General features: G+C 41.5%; 3 protein-coding genes. All 3 read left to right on the forward strand.

Annotated elements, in window-relative coordinates; genetic code table 11:
* The first annotated feature begins 92 nt into the window (after window positions 1–92).
* The 3 genes from B9Y84_RS19755 to B9Y84_RS19765 all read left to right on the forward strand — a co-directional run bounded on the left by B9Y84_RS19755 (window position 93) and on the right by B9Y84_RS19765 (window position 14,151).
* Window positions 93–8,681, forward strand: a complete 8,589-nt coding sequence (locus tag B9Y84_RS19755) for a BspA family leucine-rich repeat surface protein (protein ID WP_085519134.1) — start codon at window positions 93–95, stop codon at window positions 8,679–8,681.
* Complete coding sequence (locus B9Y84_RS19760; RefSeq protein WP_085519135.1) at window positions 8,678–9,607, forward strand: PorP/SprF family type IX secretion system membrane protein; 930 nt, start codon at window positions 8,678–8,680, stop codon at window positions 9,605–9,607. Before B9Y84_RS19755 ends, B9Y84_RS19760 begins: the two co-directional genes overlap by 4 nt.
* Before the next feature lie 428 nt (window positions 9,608–10,035).
* Window positions 10,036–14,151, forward strand: coding sequence for a BspA family leucine-rich repeat surface protein (locus B9Y84_RS19765; protein WP_085519136.1), 4,116 nt, complete (start codon window positions 10,036–10,038; stop codon window positions 14,149–14,151).
* Window positions 14,152–14,275 lie beyond the last annotated feature (124 nt).

The raw sequence follows: 14,275 nt of genomic DNA on the forward strand, positions 1-14,275 counted from the left end.
TGCAGCTGATCCAAAGCAATTATTTTATAGAGTGAATGCAGGAATTCAAACCAAACCACGTATTTATATTTTCTTAAACGATATAAACTAAAATGAAAAAGTTATTATCAATTGTATACTTACTATTTAGTACATTACTCTGTATAAACTCAGCACTGGGTCAAGCCCCCACCATCACCAATATATCACCAACTGAAGGCCCAGTCGGTAGTTTGGTGACCATCACCGGAACCAACCTTGGTGACCTAACAGCCTTAAGTATAGCTGGTGTAACTGGTCTTGAAATTTCCAACGATCAATCCACCCTGATAGGCTTTGTAATGCCTGGTGCCACGACAGGCACCGTAGATGTAACTACCTCATTTGGTAGTGTAAGCAGTTCGCAAAGCTTTACGGTAAACAATCCAGCTGCAACCCCAGCCTTACAGCTCGGTGCAGACATAGACGGAGAAGCAGCAAGTGATGAATCAGGCTCTTCAGTTTCAATTTCTGCAGATGGTCTACGTTTAGCCGTTGGTGCTCCTGGTAATGATGGAACCGATACAGATGCAGGACAGGTGCATATCTACGAATGGTCAGGTTCGGCATGGGGACAAGTCGGCTTAGACATTGATGGTGAGGCAGCAGGTGACCAGTCAGGCTGGTCAGTCTCCCTTTCTGCCGATGGGCATCGGGTGGCCATTGGTGCTCTTGGTAATAATGGATTTACTGGTCATGTGCGCGTTTATGAAGACATTGCAGGGGTGTGGACGAAAATTGGTGATGATATAGATGGCGAGGCAGTAAGTGACCAGTCAGGCTATTCAGTCTCACTTTCTGCCGATGGGCAGCGAGTGGCCATTGGCGCTCGTCTTAATGGTGCAAATGTTGGGCATGTTCGTATATACCAAGATAATGCAGGAGTTTGGACGCAAATAGGGTTAGATATAGACGGTGAGAATACAAATGACCAGTCAGCTTTTTCAGTCTCGCTGTCTGCCAATGGACAACGGGTTGCCATTGGTGCCCCTTTTAATGCAGGAAATGGTTCAAGAGCCGGGCACGTGCGTATTTTTGAAGATATAGCTGGCACCTGGACGCAAGTGGGTGTAGATATAAATGGAGAGGCAGTAAATGAAGAGTACGGCTGGTCAGTTTCGCTTTCTGCAGATGGACAACGGGTAGCAATTGGAGCAACTGCAGTTCTAACTGGAAGTGCTGGATATGTCCGCATTTACGAATGGTCTGGTTCAGTTTGGAATAAGATAGCAGATATAGACGGAGAAGTACCAGATGACAGATCTGGCATTTCAGTCTCACTTTCTGCCGATGGGAATCGGGTAGCAATTGGCGCTCGCCTTAATGCTGGAGGGGGCTTAGATGCAGGGCATGTACGTATTTATGAAGATATAGCTGGGACATGGTCGCAGATTTTAGATGATATTGATGGGGAAGCGGCAGGTAATGAGTCAGGCAGATCAGTTTCACTTTCAGCAGATGGTGAGCGCCTGGCAATTGGTGCTCCTTTTAATAATGGGAATGGTGTGAGTGCTGGACATGTGCGTGCCTTTCAGCTGGTAAATCCCTTAAACCTGATCACTAGCACTCCAACTAGCAATGCTAATAACGTGGCCACGAATAGCAATATCGTTTTAAACTTTGATTTAAACGTTGATGGCACCACTGCAAATGCTACAAACATCGTTGTTTCTGGAAACCTCTCAGGTTTAATCGACGGGACTTTTTTGGGCGGTGGTACTTCTACCATCACCTTTACTCCTTCTAACTCTTTTAAACCTGCGGAAATTATTTCGGTAACGGTAACTGCTGGTCTATTAGGGACAGGAGCTGAAATTGCAGTGGCCAAAACCTTCCAATTTACTGTCGCCAGCCAGACGGGTCCCGGTACTTTTCTGCCTGCTGGAAACTTAATTCTAGGTGGGATATCCGGAGGACGGGGACTAAAAGCTGTCGATTTGGATGGAGACGGTGATATAGATTTCCTTAGTGCAAGTTATTTTGCCGATGAAATAGCGTGGTTGGAAAATGATGGAAGTCAAAATTTCACAAAACGTGTAATAGGCACCGGTTTTCAGGTTGACCAGGCAAGCGATCTATTTGCTGCTGATTTTGATGGAGATGGCGATTTAGATATCGTAAGCGTGTCAACGACCGATTTTGGTAGAGTCAATTGGTGGGAGAATGACGGAAGTCAAAACTTCAGCACAAATTTTGTGACTGCATTTTCTATGGAAGATCCTGGTGTTGTTATAGCTGCTGATATGGACCGTGATGGAGATATGGATATTGTCCTTGGCACATCCATCCCCGCTCCTCAAAGGATCAGATGGTACGAAAACACAGGTCCATTTTTTGCTGCAGGGAGAGACGTGCTAAGTGGAATAGAAACCGTGAATTTTGTAAGTGGTTTGTTTGCTACAGATATGGACAATGATGGAGACATGGATCTGCTGAGTTCCTCTTTTCTTGATGATAAAATTGCCTGGTATGAGAATGATGGGAATGAGTATTTCACACAACGAGTAATTACAACAACCGCCAGTAGGGCAAATGATGTATATGCAGCGGATATTGACTCAGATGGTGATGTAGATATATTTACAACTGGATTTTTAGATAACACAGTTTATTGGTTTGAAAACAATGGGAGCCAATCTTTCACTGAACGAACGTTGACCACTAAAAATGGCCCCAGTTCAGTTGTGGTAACTGATGTTGACGGAGATGGGGATATGGATGTTGTCACTTCAGCTCAAGATGATAATACAGTTACATTTTTAATCAACGATGGATCACAGAATTTCACAGAGCAAGCCATCACAAGCACAGCTAATACTCCGAATACTGTAACTCCTGTGGACATGGATCAAGATGGAGATTTAGACATCGTAATTTATAACCAAGCAGGAACCGAGATACTTTGGTACGAGCAAGCAGTCATTGCACCTATAACCCAAGCCAGTAATCTTAGCTTTAGCAATGTTACCAGTTCTTCATTAACACTCGATTGGACGAATGGCGATGGCGCAAACAGAATAGTAGTAGCCCGGGCAGGAAGTCCTGTCGATGCGAACCCTTCTGACAATACTACCTACAATGCAAATACTATTTTTGGTGATGGAGACCTTGTCGGGACAGGTAATTTTGTAGTATACAACGGCAGTGGAAACAGCTTTACAGTGACAGGCTTAACGGCTGGTCAGACCTATCATTTCAGTGTTTTTGAATATAATGGTGCTACAGGAGGAGAGAAGTTTAATACCGCTACTGCCATAAACAATCCTGCTAGTAAATGGATAGGTAGACCATTTATCACCACCTGGTCCACAACAGATGGTAACATTACTATTCCAACAACCGGTACAGGTTATAATTATGACATTAAATGGACCAACCTAACCAGCACTGGAGTCGGTGATGGTCTTGCTTCAGGTATTGGTAATACCCCTTACTTAATTTCGGGACTGGCCCCTAATGAAACCTATCAAATAGAAATCTCAGGAACATTTCCGCGAATTTATTTTTTTAACGGTTCGGAAAAAGATAAAATTCAAACCGTAGAACAATGGGGCGATATTGTCTGGAGTCCCACTATGACCTTTACATTTCTTGGTTGTACCGCATTGACAATCCCTGCAGTAGATGCTCCGGATTTGTCTAATGTAACAAATATGACTGGATTCTTTAACGGTGCCTCTGCTTTCAATAGTGACATAAGCAATTGGGATTTATCTAATGTGAATTTTATGGGTGGCTTTTTTCAAAATGCCACTGCCTTTAATAATGGTGGCCAACCTTTGACTTGGGGTAGTAGTGTGTCAAACGTCAGTAATATGAACAGCTTATTTAGTGGTGCAATTAGTTTCAATCAAGACATTAGCGATTGGGATGTGAGTAGTGTAGAGAATATGAGCTCAATGTTTTTTAATGCTTCGCTATTCAATCAGGACATTAGTGATTGGGATGTTTCTGAAGTGTTAGACATGAGTTTTATTTTCGCTAATGCTTCAAACTTTAATAATGGTAGTCAAGCATTAAATTGGGGAGTAAAAACTGCTAAAGTACAAAATATGGCCAGAATGTTCGAGAATGCAGCTCAGTTTGATCAAGCCATAGGTGACTGGAATGTGTCTCAAGTAACAGATATGAGTAGTATGTTTAGTGGTGCCTCTAGTTTCAATCAAGACATTAGCAGCTGGGAAGTATCAGAAGTACAAAACATGAGCCAAATGTTTATTACTGCCTCTAATTTTAATCAAAATATAGGTGGCTGGGATGTTAGTAAAGTAGAAAATATGTCTTTGATGTTTTTTTCAGCTACTGAATTCAATAATGGAGATGCCCCTTTGCTATGGAATTCAAATGGCGGAACATCAGCCGTAATCAATATGGCTTCAATGTTTTCGAATGCAATTAATTTCAATCAAGCTATTAGCACTTGGAATGTAAGCAGTGCGACCAATATGTCTGGCATGTTTTTTCGAGCTGGTTCTTTCAATCAAAACATCGGGGGTTGGGATGTAACCAGCGTAACCGATATGTCCAACATGTTTCGTGATGCCTCAAACTTCAATAATGGTGGATCTGCTTTACTCTGGAATACAAACGGAGGAACAGGAGCCGTAACTAATATGTTTCGCATGTTTCACAATACTTCTGGTTTCTATAGTTTCAATCAGGACATTGGCACTTGGGATGTCAGTAGCGTGACCAATATGTCTCAGATGTTTTACAACAATAATTTTAATCAAAACATTGGGGGTTGGGATGTGACTAGTGTGACTGATATGTCTAGAATGTTCAATAGTGCATCTGCATTCAATAATGGTGGAGCACCGCTGCTATGGAATTTAAATGGAGGAACAGCAGCCGTAACAGACATGTCTAGCATGTTCTCTTCTGCCACCAGTTTTAATCAAAATGTAAGCACATGGGATGTAAGCAGCGTAAACAATATGTATCGGATGTTTCTTAATAGCCTTGCTTTTGATCAAAGTCTAGCCGCATGGGACGTCAGCGCAGTAGTAAGTATATCGAGCACAGATGGAATGAACAATATGCTGTACAGATCAGGCCTCTCCACTGCTAATTACGATGCCACCTTGGAAGGCTGGAGTAGCCTTCCCCTTCAAAACAACATTACTCTTGATGCACGTGACATCTTCTATTGTTCTCCTTCTGCCGCAGCAGCTCGAGCTGATATAATTGCGAATTTTGGCTGGACGTTTGATGATGGAGGAATATGTGAACCTTCGAGCCAAGCATCAAACATCACCTTTAGCAATATTGGTGTCAATCAGATGGACATTAATTGGACTAGTGGAAACGGATCTGATCGAATTGTAATAGTGAGAGATAGTGCTCCAGTGAATGCAATTCCATCGGATGCAAATTCATACACTGCTAATGCTGCTTTTGGCGATGGCGCAACGGAAATAGGAACAGATAACTTTGTAGTCTACAACGGGACTGGAAACTCAATTACTATAACAAATTTAGTAGGTGGTACAGACTACCATGTGAGTGTTTTTGAATACAATGGAACTACAGGCAATGAGAACTACATTTCAACCGGTTCAATAAATAGCCAATCTACTTTAGCCACTCAGCCTACTGCTCAAGCAAGTAGTATCAATTTTACCAACCTTGCTGCTTCTGAATTGGAAATCAGCTGGATGAATGGAAACGGAAGTAACAGAATTGTACTGGTGAAAGCTGGGGCTCCAGTGGATGCGGTACCTGCAAACGCCACTGCCTATAACGCCAATTCCGTTCTTGGATCAGGCGATGATTTAGGAACAGGGAATTTTGTAGTTTACAACGGTAATAGTAATAATTTTACTCTAAGCGGACTGAATGCTAGTACGACTTACCATGTGCAAGTATTTGAATACAATGGCACTTCAGGGACAGAAAGCTATAATATCAGTGCGCTAAGTGGCAATCCGGCCAATCAAAGCACACTAGCCACCCAACCCACGAATCAGGTATCCAACATAGCCTTTACTAATTTAAGCACGACTCAAATGGATGTTGGCTGGGATATTGGAAATGGCACTAACCGCATTGTAGTAGTGAAAGTCGGAGCTCCGGTAGATGCAACACCTGCAAATGCCTCTACCTATAACGCTAACTCAGCTTTTGGCTTAGGTGATGAGTTGGCAACCGGCAATTTTGTGGTTTACAATGGTACAGGAAACACTTTTACCCTCACAAACTTGACATTTGGAACAGAGTATCATGTACGAGTATTCGAATATAACGGCACAAGCGGCACCGAAAATTATAATGTTAATATCGGTGTAATGGGTAATCCGACTAATATTTTCCTAGGCCCAGAAATTCAAGTCCTCAATGAACCTACCAACTTGACTTCGACAGATTTGGTAGATTTTGGCTCCGCTCTGATAAACCAATCCAGCTCCGAAACCTTTACAATCACCAATCAAGGATCCATAGATTTAATAATATCCGACATGCAATTGACGGCGGGCACTGCTTACTCCATTAGCGGCATCACTTTACCGGCAACTATTAATGCTGGTGGCACAACCAATTTCACAATTACACTTTCCAGTGCTATCCCTCAGCAATGGGACGATATTTTGACCATTTCTAATAATGATGCAAACGAAACCAATTTTGTGATCAACTTATCAGGAACGATTACAGCAACAGCAGAACCGGAAATAGAACTACTAGCCGGTACTATTCCTTTTAGCACAGGTAGTACAATAACCTTAGCAGATGCAGTGCAATCCAATGAAGCAACTCAAATTTTTACCATTAATAATATTGGAACTGCAGAGCTAACCATCAATAGCGCCAATTTTAATGATGGATCAGCTTTTAGCGTTTCTAGCATTTCCTCTCCAATTGCAGCTGGGAGCTCTGCAAACTTTACAGTGACTTTAGATGGCACTTTAGCAGGTGATTTTTCAGATGTATTGACGATTTTCAGCAATGATGCAGATGAAAGTAGTTTTGTCATAAACCTATCAGGAACGGTCATTGGAATTTCAGAACCAGAAATTGAAGTTATAAACGCTTCAACAGTATTGGTATCAGGCAGTTCGGTCATTGATTTTGGTCAAGGCACAGTTGGTAGTAATGTCCAACAGCAACTGGTCATCAACAACTTGGGGACCACTGATTTGAACATCTCTTCTCTGACCTTGAGGGGAGATAGCAATTTTTCTGTTAGCCCTGCCACTGCTGTTGTGCCGGCCGGTGGCACCGCCAGCTTTAGCCTTACATTGAGCACCGCTGCAGCGGGCAGCTTCACCGACCAGTTGACCATTAACAGCGATGATCCGGATGAAGGCGCTTTCATCATTGACCTTCAGGGTATCATTGTGGCAGCCGATGGGCAAGAAATTTCCGTCATCTACGATGGAAGCCCGCTCATTTCCGGCACAGGCCTAATAGATTTTGGCGAGGTAATCCAAGGGCAAACTGCCAGCCAGACGCTTACAATCGAAAATACGGGCACCAGTGAGTTAGTCATCACCGAAATACTCTTGGATGACGGCTCTGCATTCTCATTTGAAGAGTTGGATTTTCCACTGACACTAATGCCCGAGGAATCTTTGGCCATCACCCTGCTCTTGAGCACGGATGTTGTAGGCTTTTTTACCGATACCATGACCATTGTCAGCAATGACCCAGACCTCGGCGGATTTGAGATAGACCTATCCGGTAATGTAAATCCTGTCCCAGTCCCGCGACTGGAAGTTAGGGATAGTGCAGGACTAGTTGGCAAGGTAGTCCAATTTGGAACAACAGAAGAAAACAATGGACTGAGCTTGTCATTTAACATCTTCAACCTGGGGACTGCCGAACTTCAGATAAGCAATATTGGTAGCACGAGCGGGCAGTTCACAGTATCCGGCATTACTTTGCCGATCAGCATAGCCGCTAGCACTTCCGCTTCTTTCAATTTAACCTTCTCTGCCGATCAGGTGGGCGAATTCGAATCGACCATCTCCATTTCCTCCAACGACCCCGGTCAAGAGGTCTTTTCTTTCAACGTCCGAGCAGTGATTTCGGGTGGACAAGCGGTCGTGTTCATCACCAACGAGGACAATACAGTAGATCGTTTCGTCATCTCCAATGAGGACATAGACTTGGGCCAGACTCTTGTCGACTTGGACATAGTCAAAATATTTGGGATAGAAAACCTGAGCGAGTCGGAAACGCTGCAGATCAACGGCATCACCACCGATAATCCATTGTTCACCGTCTCCGATATCCCGGCATCGGTGGCTGCAGGGGGGTTAGAGGAGTTTTCCCTCACCCTCAATTCAAGGCGGGTCGGGATCAATTCAGCACAGATCACCATTTCCACCAGCATCAATGACTTCTCCTTCAATGCCGTGGCAGAAGTCATAGCCGAAGAAGAGCCACAATTGACCGTCTATAATGTCATCACCCCTAATGGGGATGGAAGGCATGATTTTCTCTTCATAGAAAACATCGACCTCTACCCCAACAGCAGTCTGAGCATCTACAACCGTTGGGGAAACAAAGTATTCGAGATCGACCGATATGACAACACTGGAAATATCTTCGAAGGTATTTCCGACAGCGGGGAGGAACTGCTCACCGGCAACTACTATTATGTAATAGACCGAGGCGATGGTTCCGGGAGGTTCAGTGGGTTTATACTTATCAAAAGATGAAAAAAGAAATGAAAAATTTATTTAAATTAATACTGTTTGCCTCAGTCTTGTTCCCGTTTGGCTTAAAGGCCCAGCTCGACCCCCTCTACAACCAGTATTTCTTCAACCAGGCCATGATCAATCCTGCCTATACCGGGGTTAACGATGTCTTTAATGCCACCGCCATCAGCCGATTGCAATGGGCTGGGATTGACGGTGCACCCGTGACCAACACCCTTAACGTAACCAGTTCGGCCTTCAATAACAAGGTAGGGTTAGGAGGCACACTCATCTACGATACCTACGGCATCAACAGCAATACCGAGTTCAACGTGGCCTATTCCTACAAAATTTCTACCGCGACCGGTGACGTCTTTTCAATGGGCCTGCAAGCAGGCCTGATCAATATTAATTATGATTATGAGCGCTTGACCCTGCAGTATGTGGATGATGTGGTCCTCTCGAGTGCTCAACCAAGTGTGACGGAGGAAAACATAGGGGTCGGTTTCTGGTACATGAGCAAGGACTATTATGTGGGCCTTTCAGTCCCCAGGATGCTGGATATCAATATAGAGGATGGCGGTATAGAAAGCACCCGCTACCGTAGGCATTATTACCTAAGTGCCGGCTACGTATTCGACCAGCTCTTTGCCCTCAAGTTCAAACCTTCAATCTTGCTGATGTATATGGACAGGGACAATTACGCCCTAGACCTGAACGCTTCCTTCTTGTTGAACGAGGCCATATGGCTTGGGGCATCCTTCAGAAACTTCGGCACCGTTGGCCTCAACACACAGATGAAGGTCGGTGAGGCCCTCAAACTGGGCTATGCCTTTGAATTGCCTGTCAACAACACCGCCCTGACCGGTTTTGGAACTCATTCTTTAATGGTTTCGCTTGATTTTGAGTTATTGAGTAAACATGGAATTGGTAGAAGGTTTTTTTAATAAAAGAACCCCCTTTAAGACCCAAACTAACAAACCTTAATCGTGGATCCTCTTGATGTGTATCGCAAACTTGAAAAGTCTGAGCAACTATTTGCATCAATAAAAACACAAGCATTGTTAGCCTTATTACTGGAAAAATAACCCCTATTTTCCTATTTGCCTATACCTTTCAACATTTGCGCACTAAAGAAAATATTTACATCTCAAAAAATTACTTCTTTTTACTTTCCCATGACCTTCTTCCGAATAATTAGGTGTAATTATCTAATGAATGCTGATTAAAAATCGATAGTTCTTGTTATTAAGCGTTTAGGGTAAATACATCATTATCAATTATTTAAGAATATAGTTAGTAAAAAATATTATTGTTTTCTTAGTATTTTTTTATATACCTTTATATACAATATTTTAAAATTCTCATCTCTGCCATGAAAAAACGGATATTTTTCTTTCTGCTATTATTTTTTGGAGCTGGTTTCATATCTAAAATAAGCGCTCAGAATCCCTTTATCACCACTTGGCAAACCACAGATGGTGGAATTACCATTCCAATTATTTCTGAGGATAGCTTAACCTACAATTATGATATTGAGTGGAACAACCTAACAAACCCTGGAGCGGGAAATGGGTCAGATACTGAAATTTCAACTGATTACACCATTGACGATTTAAATAATGGTGACACATACGAAATTAAAATCTCTGGGACATTCCCGGCTATTTATTTTTTGGGTTCAGGCGCTGCAAATGCAGCAAAAATTCAAACCATTGAACAATGGGGAGATATTGAGTGGCAAACCATGTACTTTGCTTTTTGGCAATGCGAAAACTTAACTTCTAGTGCCACCGATGCACCAGATTTAAGTCAGGTAACTAGTCTTTTGGCAACATTTGGCTTAGCAACATCATTTAACAGCGACTTGAATAATTGGCAGGTGAGTTCTATTAAAGACATGACCGGTACATTCTTTGGAGCAACATCTTTCAATGGTAATATCAGTAATTGGTCAACTTTTGATGTCGAGAACATGAGTCAAATGTTTGATGGCGCTACTTCTTTCAATCAAGACATCGGTAATTGGAGCGTCAGTTCAGTTACGACAATGAATGGAATGTTTCGCAATGCAAGCTCATTCAATCAGTCTTTGACAGATTGGTTTACATTTAATGTCACCAATATGAGCAATATGTTTTCGGGGGCGAGCTCATTTGATCAACCTTTGGGCGATTGGAATATTGGGGATGTCACTACTATGGCAGGGATGCTGGATAACAGCGGTTTATCAAAACTTAATTATGACGCCACATTGAGAGGTTGGGAATCTTTCTTTGCTACACCGACAAACGTTACTTTAGGAGCAAATGGGCTAATTTATTGCAATGCTTTAGATAGTAGAACCACCTTAACTGGAACTGCCTTGAATTGGACAATCAATAATGATATCTTACAATGTGAACCCTTTGTAACCACTTGGCAAGTATCTGATAATGAAATCACTATCCCTACCTACACTTTCGGATCTTTGATCTATTTTTATGAAGTTTCTTGGTCAAACCTTACTAATCCGGGGGAAGGTGATGGTTCAGATGCTGCAATTACTGGAACTTACACTATAGCTGAATTAAATAACGGGGACATTTATGAAGTTTCCATTTCAGGAGATTTCCCTAGAATTTATTTTCAGAATTTCAATCTTTCTGCAGAGGATAGAGCAGAAATCCTAACTATAGAACAATGGGGTGATCAAGAATGGTCTAGTATGGATGGTGCTTTTTCAAATTGTGTCAATTTGGTATTAGAAGCAACAGATACACCTCTCTTAAGAAATGCTACATCCTTTAGAAACATGTTTTCTGGCGCTACAAACTTTGAAGGCGATCTAAGCGACTGGGATGTGAGCACCATTGAGGATATGGAAAGAATGTTTGAAAATGCTACTTCATTTAATAGCAATTTAAATAACTGGGATGTCAGTAATGTAAACATCATGAGCTCCATGTTCAGAGAGGCTACAAATTTTAATAGCGATTTGAGCAATTGGGATGTAAGCAATGTAACACAAATGGCCTCCATATTTAGTGGTGCCACTTCATTTAATAGAAACTTGAATTCATGGGATGTTAGTAATGTTAATTCTATGAGCAATATGTTTGCGGGAGCTACTTCATTTAACAATGACATAAGCAACTGGAGTGTTAATAATGCAACATCTATGGACGGAATGTTTAGGGAAGCTTCCGCTTTTAACGGAGATATAAGTGATTGGAATGTTGGGAATGTAACGAGAATGAATGAAATGTTTGCAGATGCCACCTCATTCCGTGGAGATTTAAGTAATTGGGATGTTCGAAACGTTACAGAAATGGCTGGAATGTTTAATGGGGCAACATCATTTAATAGTGACTTAAGCGATTGGAATGTAGCAAAAGTCACCAACATGGGTGGAATGTTTTGGAATGCCACTTCATTTAATCAAAATCTTGAAAACTGGGATATCAGTTCAGTTTTACCCTTTGAAGAAGAATCAAGTGGGCCTGTTGGGATGGAATCCTTTTTTACTAATTCAGATCTATCTACATTTAATTATGACTCTACTTTGATCGGTTGGGCAACATTATCTGCAGGAGAATCTCAGATTCCTACCGATATAATTTTAGGTGCTCAAAATTTAAATTATTGTGTTTCAGATGATGAGAGATCATCGTTAATTGAAGATTTTGGTTGGACGTTTGAAGATGATGGCCCAGGTTGTTCAGCACCATCTATTCAAGCCTCCGGTATTACTTTTTCAAACGTCACGGATTCTCAAATGGATATTGCCTGGGTCAATGGAGATGGTTCAAGAAGGCTCGTAATTGCTAGAGAAAATAATTCTGTAGATTCAAACCCAAATAATCGATCTGTTTATACAGCAAATTCAGTTTTTGGTGCAGGGCAGGAATTAGGTACAGGAAATTTTGTAGTCTACAATGGTAATGGAAATAACTTTACACTCTCTGAACTTTCAGAGGGAACAACTTACCACATCAGAATATATGAATATAATGGAGATGGTGGATTAGAAGTTTATAATCGAACAACTGTTTCTGGAAACCCTTCTTCTCAAGAAACGCTGTCCATTCCAAACATTACAGATTTTAACCCACCTATTGCTGGAGAAGGAATGAACATTACTATAAATGGAAGTGGCTTCAATGGAGTGAATTTTGTAAGCTTTGGAGGAACTTCAGCAGATTCTTTTACAGTGGAGTCTGATTCAATCATAAATGCCACTGTGGCAAAAGGATCAACAGGAGACGTCCTAGTACGGAATCTAGCAGACTCTGCCACTCGAGCAGGTTTTGAATTTATCCCCGCACCAATAATAACTTCCTTTAGTCCAGTCTCTGCATCACCAGGCGAAACTATAAATATTACTGGAGCGAATCTATCTACTACCTCCGAAGTAAGCTTTGGAGGCATCAATGCAGATTCATTCACTGCAGTTTCAGATACATTAATTAATGCAGTAGTAGGTGAAGGCTCCAATGGCCAAGTCTTTTTGCGTACCATTGGAGGCTCTGCATCCTTGGGTGGCTTTAACCTAAGTTTTTCTCAGATCTCTGTATTTTCGGCAAATAATAGTGCTATTGCCAATAATCAGCCTGAGCCTATAGATTTAGGAACTTCCGTACCAGGAGAAGTAATTGAAGCACAATTGATTATTTTGAATAGTGGGAATTCTGACCTTATCATCTCAGATTTCCTGTCCTCATCAGAAGATTTTGTAATTACAGCCGCACCTGATACAATAAGCCCTGGGTCTCCGGCACAATTTACGGTGCAATTTTCATCAAACGCTTTGGGAGACTATGACAGTGAGATAACAATTCGTAATAATAGCTTTAATAGTCCAAACTTTACTTTTAATGTCAGTGCCGAAATAATCGGACTTAATATTATCAATAATGACACAGACTCCATTATCATTTCAAATGAAGATATCAATTTAGGCAGCACTGTCATTAATGTTAATGTTGATAAGATTTTTAGTATAGAAAACCTGAGCTCAAAATCTTCAATTGAGATCGAAAACATTGTGTCAGACAATCCAATATTTCAAGTAATTAATGCTCCCTCCACAATAGCACCTCTCTCTACAGAAGAGTTTACTGTAAGACTTAATGCTAATACAGTTGGGGAATACAGTGGTATTGTCACAGTGACCACCAGTCTAAATGAGTTCTCATTCGCAGTTTTCGGGACTGTGTTAGCCGAAGCATCAACAGAAATCAATGTCTATAATGTGGTTACTCCGAATGGTGATGGAAGGCATGACTATCTTCAAATTGAAAACATTACAGAATATACTAATAATTCGGTAAGCATCTACAATCGATTAGGTAATAAGGTTTTTGACATAAACAATTACAATAATAGTTCTAATGTCTTTGAAGGCCTCTCTAATAATGGTGAAGAACTGCTCACAGGTAATTACTATTATGTCATCGATAAGGGTAATGGGGATAAAAGAATCACTGGGTTTTTACTAATTAAGAGATAATCAAATGAAGAAAATTTATAGGCTTTTATTCGTCTTTATTGCTTGCTGTTCTTTTAATGTAAGCGCACAGCTTGATCCCCTATACAATCAGTATTTCTTTAATCAAGCCATGATCAATCCTGCC

The organism is Marivirga sericea, assembly GCF_900177665.1.
GTDB lineage: Bacteria > Bacteroidota > Bacteroidia > Cytophagales > Cyclobacteriaceae > Marivirga > Marivirga sericea.